Raw genomic sequence first — 20,207 nt, 5'->3', positions numbered from 1 at the left:
GGCTCACCCTTGAGCCGGGGCCGTCGGCTTCCCAGCCGCCTCGCAGAACAGCCGCAGACTCCGCCACCCCTCCTCCACCGGCATCCCGCCGCACAGCGGATGCAGCACCAGCGAATCCGCCTCCAGCCCGGCCAGCTCGTCCGGCGTGACGATCCGATACACCCCCTCCTCGCGCAGCTCCGCCACCGTCGTCGCCGCCGAGCGCACCGCCGAGCGGATGTCCTTGGACTGCCAGGAGGCGTACGTCCGTGCCTCGTGCAGCAGGTGCTCGCCGAACAGCGCCCACGTCCGCTCCGGGTCCTCGGAGACGTGCAGCAGAGCCGTACGTTCCGCGGGCATCATGCAGAAGCCCTCCGTCCCGTGGGCCGCGCACTGCTCCCGGTAGTACGCCTCCAGCTCCGGCAGATGCGCGCTCGGGAACAGCGGCAGCCCCAGCCGGGCCGCCCGCCGCGCCGCCGCCCGTGAGCTGCCGCCGACCAGCAGCATCGGGTGCGGACGCGTGAACGGGCGGGGGGTGACGCGTACCGCACGGCCCCGGTACGGGAACGGCTCCCCGCTCCACGCGGCCAGCAGCGTCTCCAACAGCTCGTCCTGGAGCCTGCCGCGCCGCCCCCACTCGACCCCGGCCCGCTCGTACTCCTCCGGGCGGTATCCGATCCCCGCGACCGTCACCAGCCGCCCCGCGCTCAGCAGGTCCAGCACCGCGATGTCCTCCGCGAGCCGCAGCGGATCGTGCAGCGGCCCGATGATCGCCGAGACGGTCACCGCGATCCGGCGGGTGGCCCCGAAGACCGCTCCGGCGAAGGTGAACGGGGAGGGCAGCCAGGAGTCCGCCACCCCGTGGTGCTCCTCGGTCTGCACCGTGTCGACGCCGTGCTCGTCCGCGTACGCCGCCATCTCCAGGGCGGCGCGGTAGCGGGCCGAGAGCGATACGGGGGTGGCGTCGGGCTCGACGAGATTGAACCGGACCACTGTGAAGGCCATCGGAGGCGTCCCTTCGCCGGAGCGGGCGGCTGTACGGGCAGACAGGCGGGCGGCTGTGCGATCGGGCGGGCGCACCGTACCTGACGAGGCGTCAGAAGTGTAGGGGCTCGTGTTCGCATTGCGGCCAAAAGGTGCATATGGCCCCACCGGATCGCCGGGGGGTCAGCCGGGGCAGCGCCCGCGGCACGGCCGTGGCCGATACTGGACGGGTTATGGAACTCGTCGAAATCGTCATCCTCGCTGTAGTCATCGCCCTGGTCGCTGTCGGCCTGGTCGGCGGGCTCGTGGTCGGCAGCCGCAAGAAGAAGCAGCTGCCGCCCCCGCCGCCGAGCACGCCGACCATCACCCCTCCCGCCGAACCGCAGGTCGGCGAGGAGGCCGAGACGCCGCGCGACGAAGCGCGGCGCACCATCGACGAAGTCGGCCTCCCGGACGCCACCGCGCCCGTGGAGGAGGCCCCGGTCGCCGAGGCCCCCGCGCCGCTGGAGATCCCCGAGCCCACCGCCGGCCGGCTCGTCCGCCTGCGGGCCCGGCTCGCCCGCTCGCAGAACTCCCTGGGCAAGGGGCTCCTCACCCTGCTCTCCCGGGACAACCTCGACGAGGACACCTGGGAGGAGATCGAGGACACCCTCCTCACCGCCGACGTCGGCGTCGCCCCCACCCAGGAACTGGTCGAGCGGCTCCGCGAGCGCGTCCGCGTGCTCGGCACCCGGACCCCGGACGAGCTGCGCACCCTGCTCCGTGAGGAGCTGATCACCCTGCTCGGCCCGGACTTCGACCGCGAGGTCAAGACCGAGGGCGGGGCCGAGACGCCCGGCGTCGTCATGGTCGTCGGCGTCAACGGCACCGGCAAGACCACCACCACCGGCAAGCTGGCCCGGGTGCTCGTCGCCGACGGCCGCAGCGTGGTGCTCGGCGCGGCCGACACCTTCCGCGCCGCCGCCGCCGACCAGCTCCAGACCTGGGGCGAGCGCGTCGGAGCCCGTACGGTCCGCGGGCCCGAGGGCGGCGACCCGGCGTCGATCGCCTACGACGCGGTCAAGGAAGGCATCGCCGAGGGCGCGGACGTCGTCCTCATCGACACCGCGGGCCGGCTGCACACCAAGACCGGTCTCATGGACGAGCTGGGCAAGGTCAAGCGCGTCGTGGAGAAGCACGGCCCGCTGGACGAGATCCTGCTCGTCCTGGACGCCACCACCGGACAGAACGGTCTCGTCCAGGCCCGGGTGTTCGCGGAGGTCGTGGACATCACCGGCATCGTCCTCACCAAGCTTGACGGCACCGCCAAGGGCGGCATCGTCATCGCGGTCCAGCGTGAGCTGGGCGTACCGGTGAAGCTGATCGGCCTCGGCGAAGGGGCGGACGACCTCGCCCCGTTCGAGCCGGGCGCCTTCGTGGACGCCTTGATCGGCGACTGACGCGCTCCGCATCCGGTACGGCGGACGGGCGGCGGCTCCTGCGAGGAGCCTGCCGCCCGTCCGCCGTTTCCGTGACGTCCGGGGCGTCCCCTAGGACCGGTGGCAGACGTACGCCAAGGTCCCCAGCAGCAGTCGCGCCTGCGGGGGAGCGGCCGCCGTGTCCAGCACCGGGGGCCGCAGCCAGCGGACCGGGCCGAGGCCGCCGAGATCGCAGGGCGGGGCAGTGATGTGCGTTCCCGGGCCGAGGGCGCGCAGATCCAGGTCCGCGTCGTCCCAGCCCATCCGGTAGAGCAGCTCGGGCAGCCCGGCGGCGGCCCCGGGGGCGACGAAGAACTGCGCCCGCCCGGTCGGCGTCACCGCGACCGGGCCCAGCGGCAGCCCCATCCGCTCCATCCGCACCAACGCCCGCCGCCCGGCCTGCTCCGCGACGTCCAGGACGTCGAAGGAACGGCCCACCGGCAGCAGCATCGCCGCGCCGGGCGTCTCGGCCCAGGCGTCCGCCGCGCGGTCCAGGCCGGTGCCCGCCGGGACCTCCCGGGCGAAGCCCAGCGGGTGGGCGCCGGGGGAGGGGCACACCGGATCGCCGCACGAGCAGGAGCCGGCCTCGGCCCGCGCCCCGGGCGTCACCGCCCAGCCCCACAGCCCTGTGTACTCGGCCACCGCCGTTCCGTCGGTGCCGCGGTGGCGTCGCCGCGCACCGGATCGCATCTCCCGGATGCCGCCGATCGTGAAGCCCATGCCCCCTCCAACGGGTCCGGCTCGTCGGTGGTTACGACCCGCGCTGCTCGGGTAACCCTCCGTCGCTGCAACTCGATCGAGTGGCGTGCGCGGTGGTGCGAAAGGGAGTGCGAGACGGTGTACGCGCCCCCGAGTGCTTCCGACCGCTCGCCCTCGGTCCCGATCCCTCAAGTCAAGCGCGCACAGCGGCAGTCGGGTTCCTTCGAGGGGGTGGCGAATGGTGGCGTTTCTTCAATCCCCCTCGCAAGAGGGGTGATCGTAGGATTACCGTCGGTACACGAAGCCTGGGAGCATGTGCACCCATGGGTATGCCGCAGGCAACTCGATTTCCTGTTCGATGGTGTCGTGATGTCGACGGGGCCCAACTCCCGTACGGGCAGCACCGATGCACGGCATGCTGATAATGGTTCGCGCGATGAGGTTTCAGCGGGATGGGGGCGTTCCAGTGAGTGGCAGCGGCGCAGGCGACACGGATGCAGGTAAGCGTCCCAACGGTCAGTTGGGGTCGTGGTTCGTGCGGAGTGGCTGGTCCAAGGGCGAGCTGGCGCGCCAGGTGAACCGGCGGGCGCGGCAGATGGGCGCCCACCACATCAGCACCGACACCTCCCGGGTGCGGCGCTGGCTGGATGGCGAGCAGCCGCGGGAGCCGATCCCGCGCATCCTCTCCGAGCTGTTCTCGGAGCGCTTCGGCGCCGTCGTCGCCGTCGAACAGCTCGGGCTGCGCACCGCCCACCAGTCACCCTCGGTGGCCGGGGTCGACCTGCCCTGGGCCGGCCCGCAGACCGTCGCCCTGCTCAGCGAGTTCTCCCGCAGCGACCTGATGCTCGCCCGGCGCGGCTTCCTCGGCAGCTCGCTGGCGCTGGCCGCGGGGCCCGCGCTCATCGAGCCGATGCAGCGCTGGCTGGTGCCCGTCCCCGTCCAGGGCACCGGCGAGCCGGAGGTCCCGGCCTCCGACCACCGCCCCTCCCGGCTCTCCCGGCCCGAGCTGGACCTGCTGGAATCGACCACCGCGATGTTCCGGCAGTGGGACGCCCAGTGCGGCGGCGGACTGCGCCGCAAGGCCGTCGTCGGACAGCTGCACGAGGTCACCGACCTGCTCCAGGAGCCCCAGCCGGGCCCCACCGCCCAGCGGCTCTTCCGGTGCGCCGCCGAACTGGCCGAGCTGGCCGGCTGGATGAGCTACGACGTCGGCCTGCAGCCCACCGCCCAGAAATACTTCGTGCTGGCCCTGCACGCCGCCAAGGAGGCCGGGGACAAGCCGCTCGGCAGCTACATCCTCTCCAGCATGAGCCGGCAGATGATCCACCTGGGCCGCCCCGACGACGCCCTGGAGCTGATCCATCTCGCGCAGTACGGCAGCCGCGACTGCGCCACCTCCCGTACGCAGGCCATGCTGTATGCGATGGAGGCCCGCGCCTACGCCAACATGGGCCAGCCCAGCAAGTGCAAGCGGGCCGTCCGGATGGCCGAGGACACCTTCCTGGACGCCGGACTCGACGGCGAGCCCGAGCCCGACTGGATCCGCTTCTTCTCCGAGGCCGAGCTGAACGGGGAGAACGCCCACTCCTACCGCGACCTGGCCTATGTCGCCGGCCGCAGCCCCACCTACGCCTCGCTCGCCGAGCCCGTCATGGAGAAGGCCGTCGAGCTGTTCGGCGAGGACGACGAGCACCAGCGCTCCTACGCGCTCAACCTCATCGGCATGGCCACCGTCCATCTCCTCCAGCGCGAGCCCGAGGAGTCCACCGTGCTCGCCACCCGCGCCCTGAAGATCGCCAAGAAGGTCCGCTCCGAGCGGGTGAACACCCGCCTGCGCAAGACCGTCGACACCGCTGCCAGGGACTTCGGCGATGTCGCCGACGTCGCCCGGCTCACCGAGCTGCTCCACGAGCAGCTGCCGGAGACCGCCGAAGCGGTCTGACCGGCACCCCCGGCCCCGGCCGCGGCGCCCCTTCCGTACAGCCCGACTCGGCTCCCCCATCGCCTGGTCACACGGAGGGCCGCCGTGGCCGGTTTCGTGCTTTCCGGCCCCAAGAGCTGTCCCCCGGGCGTTTCAACCGCACCGTATGCGGCGTGCGCTGCATGGTAGGCAGGGCACCGGACGCGCCACCCCCGATTCATTCGGCCGTAACACGCGACCCCTCTTCGTCACGCTCGCGAAACATCGTGCGGCATCCCATGAAACGGCCCTCCGCCAACCTCGTGGCTCATAACCGGCCCGCACCTGTTCCCCAGTGGTCCCGCAGCATTCCCCCGCACGCCGCGGCCGCACCGACGACTAGGAGACGCCGATGCCCCCAGGCATCACGACGCTCGCCGCAGACGCCCCTGAGCTGTCTGCCGCCAACACCGGGTTCATGCTCATCTGCTCGGCCCTGGTGATGCTCATGACCCCCGGCCTGGCCTTCTTCTACGGAGGCATGGTCCGCGTCAAGAGCACCCTCAACATGCTGATGATGAGCTTCATCAGCCTCGGGATCGTCACGGTCCTGTGGGTGCTCTACGGATTCAGCCTCGCCTTCGGCTCCGACGTCGGCTCGGTCATCGGCTGGAGCTCCGACTACGTCGGCCTCAGCAACATCGGCGTCACCGAACTCTGGGACGGCTACACCATCCCGGTGTACGTCTTCGCCGCCTTCCAGCTGATGTTCGCCGTCCTCACCCCGGCCCTGATCAGCGGTGCGCTCGCCGACCGCGTGAAGTTCACCGCGTGGGCGCTGTTCGTCGTCCTGTGGGTCACCATCGTGTACTTCCCCGTCGCCCACTGGGTCTGGGGCTCCGGCGGCTGGCTCTTCGAGATGGGCGTCATCGACTTCGCCGGCGGTACGGCCGTCCACATCAACGCCGGCGCCGCCGCCCTCGGCGTCATCCTGGTCATCGGCAAGCGCATCGGCTTCAAGAAGGACCCGATGCGGCCGCACAGCCTGCCGCTCGTCATGCTCGGCGCGGCGCTCCTGTGGTTCGGCTGGTTCGGCTTCAACGCCGGATCCTGGCTCGGCAACGACGACGGCGTCGGCGCGGTCATGTTCCTGAACACCCAGGTCGCCACCGCCGCCGCCGTCCTCGGCTGGCTCGTCTACGAGAAGCTGCGCCACGGCTCCTTCACCACCCTGGGCGCCGCCTCCGGCGCGGTCGCCGGCCTCGTCGCCATCACCCCCGCGGGCGGCTCCGTCAGCCCCCTCGGCGCGATCGCGATCGGCGCCATCGCCGGTGTCCTGTGCGCCATGGCGGTCGGCCTGAAGTACAAGTTCGGCTACGACGACTCCCTGGACGTCGTCGGCGTCCACCTCGTCGGCGGCATCATCGGCTCCATCCTGGTCGGCTTCTTCGCCACCGGAGGCGTCCAGTCCGACGCCAAGGGCCTCTTCTACGGCGGCGGCCTCGAACAGCTCGGCAAGCAGACCGTCGGCGTCGTCGCCGTCCTCGCGTACTCTCTGCTCGTCTCCGCCGTCATCGCCCTGGCGATCCACAAGACGATCGGGATGCGGGTCTCCGAGGACGACGAGATCTCCGGCATCGACCAGGTCGAGCACGCCGAGACGGCCTACGACTTCAGCGGCACGGGCGGCGGCTCGGTCTCCCGCACCACCGCCCCCGCGACGGACCCGACGGCAGCACCGAAGGCAAAGAAGGTGGACGCATGAAGCTCATCACCGCGGTCGTGAAGCCCCACCGGCTGGACGAGATCAAGGAGGCCCTCCAGGCCTTCGGCGTCCAGGGGCTCACCGTCACCGAGGCCAGCGGTTACGGGCGGCAGCGCGGCCACACCGAGGTCTACCGGGGCGCCGAGTACACCGTCGACCTGGTCCCCAAGATCCGCATCGAGGTCCTCGTCGAGGACGAGGACGCCGAACAGCTCATCGAGGTCGTCGTCAAGGCCGCCCGGACCGGCAAGATCGGAGACGGCAAGGTCTGGAGCGTCCCGGTCGACACCGCCGTCCGGGTACGGACCGGCGAACGCGGCCCGGACGCCCTCTGACCGACGGCCCACGAACGGAAGGCAGCTGGGTGACGAGTACCGAAGTGACCACCGAAACCGAAGGCTCGGGACCCAGCGGCTACGCGGCGGCCCGGCTGCGCCTCCTCCAGCAGGAGGCGCGGTCCGGGCCGCCGCGCCGTGCGGCCCTCGCCCGCCTCACCGACGACTGGCTGACCGCCCTGTTCACCGCCGCCACGACCCGCGTCGGGGTGCGCGGCGCCGCCCTCGTCGCCGTCGGCGGCTACGGCCGCGGCGAGCTCTCCCCGCGCAGCGACCTCGACCTGCTCCTGCTGCACGACGGCAGCGCCGACGCGGCCGCCCTCGCCGCCCTCGCCGACGCCGTCTGGTACCCGGTCTGGGACCTGGGCCTGGCCCTCGACCACTCCGTACGCACCCCCGGCGAGGCCAGGAAGACAGCGGGCGAGGACCTCAAGGTGCAGCTCGGCCTGCTGGACGCCCGGCCGGTCGCCGGGGACCTCGGCCTCGTCGCCTCCCTGCGCACCGCGATCCTCGCCGACTGGCGCAACCAGGCCCCCAAACGCCTCCCCGCCCTCCACGAGCTGTGCCAGGAACGGGCCGAGCGGATGGGCGAGCTCCAGTTCCTCCTGGAACCCGACCTCAAGGAGGCCCGAGGCGGCCTCCGCGACGCCACCGCCCTGCGCGCCGTGGCCGCCTCCTGGGTCGCCGACGCCCCGCGCGAAGGTCTCGACCAGGCCCGCCGCACCCTCCTCGACGCCCGCGACGCCCTCCACCTCACCACCGGGCGCGCCACCGACCGGCTCGCCCTCCAGGAACAGGACCAGGTCGCCCAGGCCCTCGGCCTGCTCGACGCCGACACCCTGCTCCGCCAGGTGTACGAGGCCGCGCGGACGGTCTCGTACGCCACCGACGTCACCTGGCGCGAGGTCAACCGGGTCCTGCGCGCCCGCTCCGCCCGCCCCAGGCTCCGTGCCCTGCTCAGCGGCGGCCTCGGCGCCAGGCCCGCCCCCGAGCGCACCCCGCTCGCCGACGGCGTGGTGGACGCGGACGGCGAAGTGGTCCTCGCCCGCGCCGCCCGCCCGGAGCGCGACCCCGTCCTCACCCTGCGCGCCGCGGCGGCCGCCGCCGAGGCCGGACTCCCGCTCTCCCGCCACCTCGTACGCCACCTGGCGACCACCGCCCAGCCGCTGCCGGTCCCGTGGCCCCCCGAGGCCCGCGAGGAGCTCGTCACGCTGCTCGGCGCGGGGGAGGCCACCGTCGGCGTCTGGGAGGCGCTCGAAGCGGAAGGGATCGTCACCCGGCTGCTGCCCGACTGGGAACGCGTCCACTGCCGCCCCCAGCGCAACCCCGTCCACACCTGGACCGTCGACCGGCACCTGGTGGAGACCGCCGTCCGCGCCGCCTCCCTCACCCGCCGCGTCCACCGCCCCGACCTCCTCCTGGTCGCCGCCCTCCTCCACGACATCGGGAAGGGCTGGCCCGGCGACCACTCGGTGGCCGGCGAGGTCATCGCCCGGGACATGGCCACCCGGATCGGCTTCGACAAGCACGACGTGGGCGTCATCGCCACCCTCGTACGCCACCATCTGCTGCTCGTCGACACCGCCACCCGGCGCGACCTCGACGACCCCGCCACCGTGCAGTCGGTCGCGGCCGCCGTCTCCACCGCCTCCACCCTGGAGCTGCTGCACGCCCTCACCGAGGCCGACGCGCTCGCCACCGGGCCGGCCGCCTGGTCCGCCTGGCGGGCCTCCCTCGTCGCCGACCTGGTCAAACGGGTCGGCGCCGTCCTCGCCGGGGAGTTCCCCGAGGAGCCCGAGGAAGCAGTCCCCAGCGCCGAGCACGAACGCCTCACCATCGAGGCCCTGCGCACCGGCGAACCCGTCCTCGCCCTGCACACCCAGCCGGAGGAGCCCGCCGGGGACGGCGAAGTGGAACCCGTCGGCGTCGAACTCCTCATCGCGCTGCCCGACCGCCCCGGGGTCCTCCCCGCCGCCGCCGGAGTCCTCGCCCTGCACCGCCTCACCGTGCGCGCCGCCGACCTGCGAGCGGTGGAGCTGCCGAACGAGCTGGGGGAGCGGGCGGACCTGCTGCTGCTCAGCTGGCGGGTCGCCGCCGAGTACGGGTCCCTCCCGCAGGCCGCCCGCCTGCGCGCCGACCTCGTACGCGCCCTGGACGGCTCCCTGGACATCCGGGCCCGGCTCGTCGAGCGCGAGGCGGCCTATCCGCGCCGGCGCGGGGTGAAGGCCCCGCCGCCCCGGGTCACCGTGGCCGCCGCGGGCTCCCGCCGCGCCACCGTCATCGAAGTCCGCGCCCAGGACGCCCCGGGACTGCTGCACCGGATCGGCCGGGCCCTGGAAGGCAGTGCGGTACGGGTACGGAGCGCCCATGTCTCGACCCTCGGCGCCAACGCCGTGGACGCCTTCTACGTCACCGGGACCGACGACGAACCGCTGTCCCCGGCCCGGGCCGCCGAGGTCGCCCGGGAGGTCGAGAAAGCCCTCGGCTGACCCGCACACCGCCTCTCCACCGCCCTCGCCGGACTCCGGATCCGGGCGAGGGCTTGGTGTTCTCCGGGGGACGGATACCCTGGAGGGCGATTGACCTGCCCCGCCCCCGACCCTGAGGACCGACGAGCGCCGTGTTCGATACTCTCTCCGACCGCCTTAGCGCGACTTTCAAGAACCTCAGGGGCAAGGGCCGCTTGTCCGAGGCGGACATCGACGCCACGGCACGCGAGATCCGTATCGCCCTGCTGGAAGCCGACGTCGCCCTGCCCGTGGTCCGGGCCTTCATCGCCAACGTGAAGGAGCGGGCGCGCGGCTCCGAGGTCTCCCAGGCGCTGAACCCCGCCCAGCAGGTCGTCAAGATCGTCAACGAGGAGCTCGTCTCCATCCTCGGCGGCGAGACCCGGCGGCTGCGGTTCGCCAAGACCGCGCCCACGGTGATCATGCTCGCCGGCCTCCAGGGCGCCGGTAAGACGACACTCGCCGGAAAGCTCGGTCTCTGGCTCAAGGGCCAGGGCCACTCCCCGCTGCTCGTCGCCTGCGACCTCCAGCGCCCGAACGCCGTCAACCAGCTGAGCGTCGTCGCCGAGCGCGCCGGCGTCGCGGTGTACGCCCCCGAGCCGGGCAACGGCGTCGGCGACCCGGTCCAGGTCGCCAAGGACTCCATCGAGTTCGCCAAGGCCAAGGTCCACGACATCGTCATCGTCGACACCGCCGGCCGCCTCGGTATCGACCAGGAGCTGATGCGGCAGGCCGCGGACATCCGCGACGCCGTCAGCCCCGACGAGATCCTCTTCGTCGTCGACGCGATGATCGGTCAGGACGCGGTCAACACCGCCGAGGCCTTCCGCGACGGCGTCGGCTTCGACGGCGTGGTGCTCTCCAAGCTCGACGGTGACGCCCGCGGTGGCGCGGCCCTGTCGATCGCCCATGTCACGGGCAAGCAGGTCATGTTCGCGTCGAACGGCGAGAAGCTGGAGGACTTCGACGCGTTCCACCCGGACCGGATGGCCTCCCGCATCCTCGACATGGGTGACCTGCTCACCCTGATCGAGCAGGCGGAGAAGACGTTCAGCCAGGAAGAGGCCGCCAAAATGGCCTCCAAGCTCCAGTCGAGCAAGGGTGGCAAGGACTTCACCCTCGACGACTTCCTGGCGCAGATGGAGCAGGTCCGCAAGATGGGCTCCATCTCGAAGCTGCTCGGGATGCTGCCCGGCATGGGGCAGATCAAGGACCAGATCAACAACATCGACGAGCGCGACATCGACCGCACCGCCGCGATCATCAAGTCGATGACGCCGAAGGAGCGCGCCGAGCCGACGCTCATCAACGGTTCGCGCCGCGCCCGTATCGCCAAGGGGTCGGGCGTCGAGGTCTCTGCGGTCAAGAGCCTGGTGGAGCGCTTCTTCGAGGCCCGCAAGATGATGTCGAAGATGGCCCAGGGCGGCGGGATGCCCGGGATGCCGGGGATGCCCGGCATGGGTGGTGGCCCCGGCCGCCAGAAGAAGCAGGTCAAGCAGGCCAAGGGGAAGCGCAAGAGCGGCAACCCCATGAAGCGCAAGGCCGAGGAGGCCGCCGCCGCCGAACGGCGTGAGCAGGCGGCCCAGGGCGGCGCGTTCGGTCTGCCCGCCCAGGAAGACAAGAACTTCGAGCTGCCGGACGAGTTCAAGAAGTTCATGTAACCGGACCCGAGCACGACAGGTAAGGGGCGCCCTCTCTCAAGGGCGCCCCTTACCTGTGTCCGGAAGCGGGGCCGCTCAGGTCACGCAGACCAGATAACGGAAGACGTTCGGCATCCACACCGTGCCGTCCTGGCGCCGGTACGGATGCAGAGCCTCCGCGACCTCCTTCTCCACCTGGGAGCGGTCCGTGGCGCGTACGGCGGCGTCGAAGAGCCCGGTGGACAGCAGCCCGCGCACCGCGCTGCCCACGTCCGCGTACCCGAACGGGCAGGACACCCGCCCGGAACCGTCCGGCTTCAGCCCGGCCCGCGCCGCCACGTCCTCCAGGTCGTCCCGGAGCGTGGGCCGCCACCTGCCGGGCTCCGTACGCGGCGGACGCGCGGACTCCACCATTCGGGCGGCCACCCGCAGCACCGCGGCCGTGGAGCAGCGCTCCGGCGGACCCCAGCCGGTCAGCACCACGGTCGCGCCCCGGACGGCCAGCGGCACGGCCGACCGCAGCGCCGGCACCAGCCCCTCGGAGTCCCCGGCCGCGCAGCCGATCGGCTCGAACACCGTGATCAGGTTGTACGGAGCGCCGTCCGCGCCGGCGGGCGCCGGCCGCCCGTCCTCCAGCAGCCGGGCCCGATGCCGGGCCGGGTGCGCGGAGTGCGCGGGAGCGGCGTCCCAGCCGGCGTCGGGCAGCAGCCGCGCGCGGGCCAGCGCGAGGCGCTCCCGGTCGGAGTCCACACCCGTGACGTGCGCCCCCCGGGCCGCCGCGACGAGCATCGCGAGGCCCGAACCGCAGCCGAGGGACAGCATCCGGGTGGCGGCCCCGACTTCCATCCGGTCGTACACCGCCTCGTACAGCGGCGCGAGCATGCGTTCCTGGATCTCGGCCCAGTCGCGTGCGCGGGTACCGGCGTCCGCCGGCGCGGAGGCGTCCGCGCCCAGCTGGTTCCGGACGAGCGTTGGTGTCATGGAAAGTGCCCCAATCCGCCAAGAGGTCGGTCGTGCCCGAGTGGACGTCCCCCGTGTGCGTGTGTTCCGCACCCCCGTAGCCAGAGAACTGCGCATCCGCCGTTCCGTCCAGGGGTTGTGGAGCAGTGCTTGCGTGCCCCGGTCGTGCGCCCCGTCCCACGTCTGCTCTCCGACCAGTCTTACCCGACACCCCGCGCCGGGCACGTCGAGCGGACGGAAGGGTAGTCTTTCGGGCGGATTCGTCAGGAGCGCGGGCCGCCGGCGCACCTCACATCCGAAGCCGCCGGGCGTACCGCGCGCTGTGCACCACCTTGGTGCGAGCTGTGCGTCTTCTCCGCAGTTCTGCGTACCCGCCCTCGTCCGGACGCATCAAGGGCAACTGACTGGTACGTGCAAATTATTTGGGATGCCCCGGAATAGGAACACCGGGGCACTCGGGCTCGTTGTCACGACGTGAGCACGACACCACCTGTACTTGCCGCAGAGCTGGCACAGGCGTGGGCCGACATTCAGCGGTACCACCCCGAGCTGCCCGATCTAGCCGCGCCCGAGTCCCTGATCGGAGAGTCCTCGTCCGCCTGTGGCGCCGAGCTCTCCTTCGAGCGACTGCTCCACGAGGCAGTCCACGGCATCGCCGCCGCGAGAGGAGTCCGAGACACCTCCCGCGCCGGCCGCTACCACAACCGACGCTTCCTCGCGATCGCCGAGGAGCTGGGCCTCGATCATGCTGAGGAACCCCACCCCAGCAGCGGATTCTCGCTGGTCACGCTGAATCCGGAGGCCAAGCGCCGGTACCGCCCGACCACCGAACGGCTGCAGCGCGCCCTCAAGGCGCACACGGTCGCCACCGCCGCCGACACCAAGCGCTCCTTCCGGGGCCCTGCCGCCCGGCACGGTTCCTCCGGGGGCGGGGTCCGCGTCAAGGCCGTCTGCGACTGCGGACGCAACGTCCGCGTCGTCCCGTCGGTCCTGGCCCAGGCCCCGATCGTCTGCGGCGGCTGCGGCAAGCCGTTCCAGATCCCGGAAGCGGCGGTCGCGGTGGGGTGAGCCGAAGTGGTGTGGCACAATGGCTAGCTGTACTCGACAGTCGCACAGGACCCCTCTCTCCTCCGGCTGACGCGTCCATCGGGCACTCCGAGTACCGCAACCCCACGTGGCATCTAGTTGTGCCCAACCACGTCTGAGACCAGGAGACACCACTTCCGTGGCAGTCAAGATCAAGCTGAAGCGTCTGGGCAAGATCCGTTCGCCTCACTACCGCATCGTCGTCGCCGACTCCCGTACCCGCCGTGACGGCCGGGCCATCGAGGAGATCGGCCTGTACCACCCGGTGCAGAACCCCTCGCGCATCGAGGTCAACGCAGAGCGCGCGCAGTACTGGCTGTCCGTCGGCGCCCAGCCGACCGAGCCGGTCCTCGCGATCCTGAAGCTCACCGGTGACTGGCAGGCCCACAAGGGCCTCCCGGCCCCCGCGTCGCTGCTGCAGCCGGAGCCCAAGGCTGACAAGCGCGCGCTGTTCGAGGCGCTGTCCTCGGACGGTGACGAGGCCAAGGGTGAGGCCATCACCCCCAAGGCCAAGAAGTCCGACAAGAAGGCGGACGAGGCGGCTGAGGCCCCCGCGTCCACCGAGTCGACCGAGGCCTGAGCATGCTCGAGGAGGCTCTCGAGCACCTCGTGAAGGGCATCGTCGACAACCCCGACGACGTGCAGGTTGCCGAGCGCACCCTGCGCCGCGGGCGCGTGCTGGAGGTCCGGGTCCACCCCGACGACCTCGGCAAGGTGATCGGCCGTAACGGCCGCACCGCTCGCGCTCTGCGTACGGTCGTGGGTGCCATCGGCGGCCGTGGGATCCGCGTCGACCTCGTCGATGTGGATCAGGTTCGCTGATCAGCGAGTTGAACACCGGCCAGGGCCGGGGAGGGCCTTCGGGCCGTCCCCGGCCTTTGTCGTCGGCCACCCGGACGGTCGTCGGCCACCCGGACCCTCGGGGCGTTTCCGTGACGGGCCGACGTCCCCCACCCATCAATCGGAGAACAGCGTGCAGTTGGTAGTCGCGCGGATCGGCCGCGCCCACGGCATCAAGGGCGAGGTCACCGTCGAGGTACGAACGGACGAGCCGGAGCTGCGGCTCGGACCCGGCGCCGTCCTGGCCACCGAACCGGCGGCGACGGGCCCACTGACGATCGAGACGGGCCGGGTCCACAGCGGCAGGCTCCTGCTGCGCTTCGAGGGTGTGCGCGACCGCACCGCCGCCGAGGCCCTGCGCAACACCCTCCTGATCGCCGAGGTGGACCCGGAGGAACTGCCCGAGGACGAGGACGAGTTCTATGACCACCAGCTGATCGACCTCGACGTGGTGCTCGCCGACGGCACCGGGATCGGCCGGATCACCGAGATCTCCCACCTGCCCTCGCAGGACCTGTTCATCGTGGAGCGCCCCGACGGCAGCGAGGTGATGATCCCCTTCGTCGAGGAGATCGTCACCGAGATCGACCTGGAGGAGCAGCGCGCGGTCATCACCCCGCCGCCCGGCCTGATCGACGAGAGCGAGGCCGTGATTGCCTCCTCCCGCGACGAGGAGGCCGACGAGGCGGCCGGCGGGGACACGGACGAGGCGCCGAAGGGCGACGCCTGATGCGGCTCGACGTCGTCACGATCTTCCCGGAGTACCTGGAACCGCTGAACGTCTCCCTCGTCGGCAAGGCGCGCGCCCGGGGCGTGCTGGACGTCCACGTCCACGATCTGCGGGAGTGGACGTACGACCGGCACAACACGGTCGACGACACCCCCTACGGCGGCGGTCCCGGCATGGTCATGAAGACCGAGCCCTGGGGCGACGCCCTGGACGAGTCCCTGGCCGACGGCTACGAGGCCGGTGCGCACTCCCCGGTGCTCGTCGTGCCCACGCCCAGCGGCCGGCCGTTCACCCAGGAACTGGCCGTCGAACTCTCCGCCGAGCCCTGGCTGCTCTTCACCCCGGCGCGGTACGAGGGCATCGACCGCCGGGTGATCGACGAGTACGCCACCCGGCTGCGGGTCGTCGAGGTCTCCATCGGGGACTACGTGCTGGCCGGCGGGGAAGCCGCCGTCCTGGTGATCACGGAGGCCGTGGCCCGGCTGCTGCCCGGGGTCCTCGGCAACGCCGAGTCCCACCGGGACGACTCCTTCGCGCCGGGCGCGATGGCGAACCTCCTGGAGGGCCCCGTCTACACCAAGCCGCCCGAGTGGCGCGGCCGGCCCATCCCGGACGTCCTGCTCAGCGGCCACCACGGCAAGATCGCCCGCTGGCGGCGGGACCAGGCCTTCGCCCGTACCGCCCTGAACCGGCCCGACCTGATCGAGCGGTGCGAGGCGAGCGCCTTCGACAAGAAGGACCGGGAGATCCTCTCCATCCTCGGCTTCGCACCGGAGCCCGGCGGCCGATTTTGGCGCAGGCCCACCGCCGTGGAAGAATAGGCCGCTGCTGTACGTCCGGTGTGCGCCCCTGCCACAGGGGGAAAGACGCCCGCCCGACGCGATCAGCACCCCGAACTCTTCCACGACATTCCGTCGATGACCTGTGGCATCGGCGAAGAAAGCAGAAACCATGACTTCCCTGCTCGATGGCGTCAACGCCGCCTCCGTCCGTACGGACCTCCCGGCGTTCCGTGCCGGTGACACCGTCAACGTCCACGTGCGCGTGATCGAGGGCAACCGCTCCCGTATCCAGCAGTTCAAGGGCATCGTCATCCGCCGCCAGGGCTCGGGCGTCAGCGAGACCTTCACGGTCCGCAAGGTCTCCTTCAGCGTCGGCGTCGAGCGCACCTTCCCGGTGCACAGCCCGATCTTCGAGAAGATCGAGCTCGTCACCCGCGGTGACGTCCGTCGCGCCAAGCTGTACTTCCTCCGTGAGCTGCGCGGCAAGGCCGCGAAGATCAAGGAGAAGCGCGACAACTGAGCTGTCGCCCGGTCATCCCCCTGCGGGTGACCTGTCCACAGGGCGGCCGGATAAGCTTCGGCCGCGATGGACACGCAAGCACAGCACTCGGAGCGCGACCGCTCCTCGGAACCCGACACGGGGCCCGAGGAGAGGTCGCGCTTCTCGCGTACGCGAGCCCGCGTCGCCTCCGTCCTGTCGTGGCGGCGGGTGCTCGCCGGGGCGGCCCTGGCCACCGTCGCCCTGCTGCTGTTCAGCTCCTTCGTGGTCCAGCCCTTCCTGATCCCCAGCCGCTCGATGGAGCCCACGCTGCAGGTCGGCGACCGGGTGCTGGTGAACAAGCTGGCGTACCGTTTCGGCGCCGAGCCCGAGCGCGGCGACGTGGTGGTCTTCGACGGCACCGGCTCGTTCGTACCGGAGGACCTCGACGCGAACCCCCTGGCCGGGCTGGCACGCGGGGCGGCGGCCTCCCTGGGGCTCGCGGAGCCCGCCGACACCGACTTCGTGAAGCGGGTGGTGGGCGTGGGCGGCGACCGTGTCGTCTGCTGCGACGCGCGGGGGAGGCTCGCGGTCAACGGCACCGCGGTGGACGAGCCGTATCTCTACCCCGGTGACACCGCCTCCCGGGTGCCCTTCGACATCGTGGTGTCCGCCGGCGCCCTGTGGGTGATGGGCGACCACCGTAGCCGCTCCAGCGACTCCCGGGACCACCTCGGATCGCCCGGCGGCGGCGTGGTCCCCGTCGAGCGCGTGACCGGCCGGGTGGACTGGCTGGGCTGGCCGCCCGCCCGGGTCGGCTCGCTGGCGGGGACCGGCGCCTTCGGCGACGTACGGGCGCCGGGCGCGGCGCATGGGTAACCGCGGGCGCCCGCGCGGCGCCTCCGACCCCGGAGCGTCCCTGCCGACCGGGACCAGGCCGACCGGGCCGCGCTCGCTGCCCACCCGGGCGGAGCGCCGCAGGCTCGCCAAGAAGGTCCGGCGCAAGCGCCGCAGGTCCGCGGTGAAGGAGATACCCGTCCTCGTCGTCGTGGCGCTGCTGATCGCGCTCGTCCTGAAGACGTTTCTGGTCCAGGCGTTCGTCATCCCGTCCGGGTCGATGGAACAGACCATCCGGATCGGCGACCGGGTGCTCGTGGACAAGCTGACCCCGTGGTTCGGATCGAAGCCGCAGCGCGGCGACGTCGTGGTGTTCAAGGACCCCGGCGGCTGGCTCCAGCAGGAGAACGCCGGGCAGAAGAAGGATTCGCCGATCGGCGTCAAGCAGGCCACCGAACTGCTGACCTTCATCGGGCTGCTGCCGTCCGACGACGAGCAGGACCTGATCAAGCGGGTCATCGCGGTCGGCGGCGACACCGTGAAGTGCTGCGGCGAGGACGGCCGGGTCACCGTCAACGGCGTACCGCTGGCCGAGACGTACCTCCACCCCGACGACCGGCCATCGACCATCTCGTTCGAGGTGAAGGTCCCCGAGGGGCGGCTGTTCGTGATGGGGGACCACCGGTCCGACTCCGCCGACTCCCGCTTCCACCTCGACGAACCCGACCGGGGCACGGTCTCGGAGGAAGAGGTCGTGGGGCGGGCCGTCGTGATCGCCTGGCCGTTCGGCAACTGGAGCACCCTGGAGGAACGCGACGCCTTCACCGCGGTCCCGGACTCGCGCGCATCGGAGGCAGCGACTCCGGCGCCGTCGAATAGTGTGGCACCTCCGGATCGCGATGGAATGGTCCGGCTCCCGACCCCTGCGGAACTCCCGCTCGTTATGGGAGTGGTGGGCCTGCGTCTGATGGGGCGCGGGCAGTGGCACGTATTGAGGAGTGGATGTGGGGGATTTGGCGGTCGGCGCACGATCCGGACACGACGAACCCGAGGACCGGCCGGAGCGCGACGAGTCTCCCGCGGGCGGGGCGGCGGTTCCGCCGGAGGGTGAGGGCCGTCCCCCGGGCGACGGCGACGGTGGCAGGCCTCCCAAGAAGCAGCGTTCCTTCTGGCTGGAGCTGCCGCTGCTCGTCGGTATCGCCCTGGTCCTGGCGCTGCTGATCAAGACGTTCCTGGTCCAGGCGTTCTCGATCCCTTCGGACTCCATGCAGAACACCCTGCAGCGGGGTGACCGGGTGCTGGTCGACAAGCTGACCCCCTGGTTCGGCTCGGAGCCGGAGCGCGGCGAGGTCGTGGTCTTCCACGACCCGGGCGGCTGGCTGGAGGACACCGCGACCCCGGAGCCCAACGCGGTGCAGAAGTTCCTGAGCTTCATCGGCCTGATGCCGTCCTCCGAGGAGAAGGACCTGATCAAGCGGGTCATCGCGGTCGGCGGCGACACCGTGGAGTGCAAGGAGAACGGCCCGGTCACGGTCAACGGGAAGAGTCTGGACGAGAAGTCGTTCATCTTCCCCGGGAACACCCCGTGCAACGACAAGCCCTTTGGACCGATCAAGGTGCCCGACGGCCGGATCTTCGTCATGGGGGACCACCGGCAGAACTCCCTGGACTCGCGCTACCACCAGGAGCTTCCGGGACAGGGCACGGTCTCCAACGACGAGGTCGTCGGCCGCGCCGTCGTTGTCGCCTGGCCGCTGGGCCGCTGGGGGACCCTGCCGGTCCCCGACACCTTCGAACAGCCCGGGCTGAACGCGGCCGCCGCGATGGCGCCGGCGGCACTGGGCGTAGCCGGAGCGGTGCCCCTCGTGTTGTGGCGCCGCCGGAGGCTGACCGCCGGGCGTACCGCCGGGTAGGGTGCCGACTCGGATCAGCGATTGTCGATCTCCGACGGGGGAGCGCTGGGATGAGCGGTACAGGGAGCAAGGAAGACGGCCGCGGCCGGCTCGGCGCCATGGTGTCGGGCCTCGCCGTGGCCGTCGGCTGTGTGCTCTTCCTCGGTGGTTTCGTCTGGGCGGCGGTGGTGTACCAGCCGTATACGATCCCGACCGACTCCATGGCCCCGACGGTGAACCCCGGCGACCGGGTGCTCGCCGAGCGGATCGACGGCGCCGAGGTCCGGCGCGGTGACGTCGTGGTCTTCACCGACCAGGTCTGGGGCGCCACACCCATGGTGAAGCGCGTTGTCGGGACCGGCGGCGACAAGGTCGCCTGCTGCGACCGGGAGGGCCGGCTCACCGTCAACGGGACCCCCGTCGACGAGCCGTACCTCGACCGGGGCCCGGCCACCCCGGACGGGAAGGCGCCCGCCTCGCCCCAGGACTTCTCCGCCACGGTGCCCCGGGGCCAGATCTTCCTCCTCGGCGACGAACGGGCCACCTCCCTGGACTCGCGGGTCCACCTCCAGGACGCCGACCAGGGCTCCGTGCCGCTGAGCGCCGTGCAGGCCCGGGTGGACGCGGTGGCCTGGCCGATGGACGGCATGATCGGCCGCCCCACCTCGTTCGCCGCGCTGCCCGGCGGGGTGTCCGCCGCCGGGCCCCTGCCGCTCCAGCTGGGCGCGATCCTGGTGGGCGTCGCCCTGATCCTCGCCGGTGCGGTGTACGGGCCCGTGGCGGCGCGTCTGGCCCGTCGCGGGACGGCGACCGGAGCGGCCCGGTGACCGCGGTGGCCCGCAAGGTCGCCCGCGTCGTCCTCCTGGACCCCGACGACCGCGTACTGCTGCTGCACGGCCATGAGCCGGACGACCCCGCCGACACCTGGTGGTTCACCCCGGGCGGCGGCCTGGAGGGCGACGAGACCCGGGAGCAGGCGGCCCGCCGCGAGCTCGCCGAGGAGACCGGGATCACGGACATCGAGCTGGGCCCGCTGCTCTGGACCCGGATCTGTTCCTTCCCGTTCGACGGACGCCGCTGGGACCAGGACGAGTGGTACTACCTGGCCCGTACGACGCAGACCGCGACCGCCCCGCAGGGCCTCACCGACCTGGAACTGCGCAGCGTCGCCGGTCTGAGGTGGTGGACTTCCGCCGAACTGCTCGCGACGCGTGAGACGGTGTACCCGACCAGACTCGCCGAGCTGCTGCGCACGCTCCTCGACGAGGGTCCCCCGTGTGATCCGCTGGTTCTGGCCCCCGAAATCGTCTAATCGTCCAGGGGTGCCGAAGGCTGA

The 20,207-nt window shown here is 71.8% G+C and carries 20 protein-coding genes; 17 read left to right on the top strand and 3 right to left on the bottom strand.

Annotated features, from left to right (window positions below):
• Window positions 1–3: 3 nt before the first annotated feature.
• Window positions 4–984 (bottom strand): LLM class flavin-dependent oxidoreductase, encoded by a 981-nt coding sequence (locus ACFWRV_RS23860; RefSeq protein ID WP_384337721.1) that lies wholly within the window; start codon window positions 982–984, stop codon window positions 4–6.
• A 212-nt stretch (window positions 985–1,196) separates the two neighbouring features.
• Between ACFWRV_RS23860 and ftsY the strand changes: the two genes are divergently transcribed.
• Window positions 1,197–2,402 carry a signal recognition particle-docking protein FtsY gene (ftsY, locus tag ACFWRV_RS23855; protein WP_384337719.1) on the top strand — a complete coding sequence of 402 codons (1,206 nt, stop codon included), beginning with the start codon at window positions 1,197–1,199 and terminating at the stop codon, window positions 2,400–2,402.
• Between the two features lie 90 nt (window positions 2,403–2,492).
• Here the strand turns inward: ftsY and ACFWRV_RS23850 are convergent, their stop codons facing one another.
• A complete protein-coding gene (locus ACFWRV_RS23850) occupies window positions 2,493–3,140 on the bottom strand; it encodes a bifunctional DNA primase/polymerase (protein WP_384337717.1) in 648 nt (215 codons plus the stop codon).
• A 445-nt stretch (window positions 3,141–3,585) separates the two neighbouring features.
• Between ACFWRV_RS23850 and ACFWRV_RS23845 the strand changes: the two genes are divergently transcribed.
• The 5 genes from ACFWRV_RS23845 to ffh all read left to right on the top strand — a co-directional run bounded on the left by ACFWRV_RS23845 (window position 3,586) and on the right by ffh (window position 11,287).
• Window positions 3,586–5,061, top strand: a complete 1,476-nt coding sequence (locus ACFWRV_RS23845) for a hypothetical protein (protein ID WP_384337715.1) — start codon at window positions 3,586–3,588, stop codon at window positions 5,059–5,061.
• Window positions 5,062–5,431: 370 nt separating this feature from the next.
• Complete coding sequence (locus ACFWRV_RS23840; protein ID WP_384337713.1) at window positions 5,432–6,784, top strand: ammonium transporter; 1,353 nt, start codon at window positions 5,432–5,434, stop codon at window positions 6,782–6,784.
• Window positions 6,781–7,119, top strand: coding sequence for a P-II family nitrogen regulator (locus ACFWRV_RS23835; protein WP_006127894.1), 339 nt, complete (start codon window positions 6,781–6,783; stop codon window positions 7,117–7,119). The genes ACFWRV_RS23840 and ACFWRV_RS23835 overlap by 4 nt, the downstream gene beginning before the upstream one ends.
• A gap of 29 nt (window positions 7,120–7,148) precedes the next feature.
• Window positions 7,149–9,608, top strand: coding sequence for a [protein-PII] uridylyltransferase (locus ACFWRV_RS23830; protein ID WP_384337711.1), 2,460 nt, complete (start codon window positions 7,149–7,151; stop codon window positions 9,606–9,608).
• A gap of 131 nt (window positions 9,609–9,739) precedes the next feature.
• The gene (ffh, locus tag ACFWRV_RS23825) at window positions 9,740–11,287 is read left to right on the top strand and encodes a signal recognition particle protein (RefSeq protein ID WP_384337709.1); all 1,548 of its coding nucleotides are present in this window, start codon (window positions 9,740–9,742) and stop codon (window positions 11,285–11,287) included.
• Window positions 11,288–11,362: 75 nt separating this feature from the next.
• On the opposite strand, the gene ACFWRV_RS23820 is transcribed toward ffh, so the two are convergent.
• Entirely contained in the window at window positions 11,363–12,247 is an 885-nt protein-coding gene (locus tag ACFWRV_RS23820; RefSeq protein WP_384337707.1) for a methyltransferase domain-containing protein, read from the bottom strand.
• A 453-nt stretch (window positions 12,248–12,700) separates the two neighbouring features.
• Between ACFWRV_RS23820 and ACFWRV_RS23815 the strand changes: the two genes are divergently transcribed.
• From ACFWRV_RS23815 to ACFWRV_RS23765, 11 genes are all read left to right on the top strand, one after another.
• Window positions 12,701–13,294, top strand: coding sequence for a hypothetical protein (locus ACFWRV_RS23815; protein WP_018509633.1), 594 nt, complete (start codon window positions 12,701–12,703; stop codon window positions 13,292–13,294).
• Window positions 13,295–13,451: 157 nt separating this feature from the next.
• Window positions 13,452–13,892: a 30S ribosomal protein S16 gene (gene rpsP / locus ACFWRV_RS23810; RefSeq protein WP_384337705.1), complete on the top strand. Its 441-nt coding sequence runs from the start codon at window positions 13,452–13,454 to the stop codon at window positions 13,890–13,892.
• Between the two features lie 2 nt (window positions 13,893–13,894).
• On the top strand, window positions 13,895–14,134 hold the full coding sequence (locus tag ACFWRV_RS23805; RefSeq protein WP_003965959.1) for an RNA-binding protein: 240 nt from the start codon (window positions 13,895–13,897) through the stop codon (window positions 14,132–14,134).
• 151 nt (window positions 14,135–14,285) lie between these two features.
• Window positions 14,286–14,882: a ribosome maturation factor RimM gene (gene rimM, locus ACFWRV_RS23800; protein ID WP_384337703.1), complete on the top strand. Its 597-nt coding sequence runs from the start codon at window positions 14,286–14,288 to the stop codon at window positions 14,880–14,882.
• Entirely contained in the window at window positions 14,882–15,703 is an 822-nt protein-coding gene (trmD, locus tag ACFWRV_RS23795; protein WP_384337701.1) for a tRNA (guanosine(37)-N1)-methyltransferase TrmD, read from the top strand. The genes rimM and trmD overlap by 1 nt, the downstream gene beginning before the upstream one ends.
• 130 nt (window positions 15,704–15,833) lie before the next feature.
• Window positions 15,834–16,184 (top strand): 50S ribosomal protein L19, encoded by a 351-nt coding sequence (rplS, locus tag ACFWRV_RS23790; RefSeq protein WP_030589358.1) that lies wholly within the window; start codon window positions 15,834–15,836, stop codon window positions 16,182–16,184.
• Window positions 16,185–16,250: 66 nt separating this feature from the next.
• Window positions 16,251–17,021 carry a signal peptidase I gene (lepB, locus tag ACFWRV_RS23785; RefSeq protein WP_384337699.1) on the top strand — a complete coding sequence of 257 codons (771 nt, stop codon included), beginning with the start codon at window positions 16,251–16,253 and terminating at the stop codon, window positions 17,019–17,021.
• Entirely contained in the window at window positions 17,014–18,090 is a 1,077-nt protein-coding gene (gene lepB, locus ACFWRV_RS23780; protein WP_384337697.1) for a signal peptidase I, read from the top strand. Before lepB (ACFWRV_RS23785) ends, lepB (ACFWRV_RS23780) begins: the two co-directional genes overlap by 8 nt.
• Window positions 17,993–18,892, top strand: a complete 900-nt coding sequence (lepB, locus tag ACFWRV_RS23775; RefSeq protein WP_384337729.1) for a signal peptidase I — start codon at window positions 17,993–17,995, stop codon at window positions 18,890–18,892. The genes lepB (ACFWRV_RS23780) and lepB (ACFWRV_RS23775) overlap by 98 nt, the downstream gene beginning before the upstream one ends.
• Window positions 18,893–18,942: 50 nt before the next feature.
• Window positions 18,943–19,698 carry a signal peptidase I gene (gene lepB, locus ACFWRV_RS23770; RefSeq protein WP_384337695.1) on the top strand — a complete coding sequence of 252 codons (756 nt, stop codon included), beginning with the start codon at window positions 18,943–18,945 and terminating at the stop codon, window positions 19,696–19,698.
• The gene (locus ACFWRV_RS23765) at window positions 19,695–20,183 is read left to right on the top strand and encodes an NUDIX hydrolase (protein WP_384337693.1); all 489 of its coding nucleotides are present in this window, start codon (window positions 19,695–19,697) and stop codon (window positions 20,181–20,183) included. The genes lepB (ACFWRV_RS23770) and ACFWRV_RS23765 overlap by 4 nt, the downstream gene beginning before the upstream one ends.
• The last annotated feature ends 24 nt before the right edge of the window (window positions 20,184–20,207 follow it).

Source organism: Streptomyces sp. NPDC058576 (assembly GCF_042718715.1).
Classification (GTDB): domain Bacteria; phylum Actinomycetota; class Actinomycetes; order Streptomycetales; family Streptomycetaceae; genus Streptomyces.
This window is presented reverse-complemented; position numbering and strand designations above follow the sequence as displayed.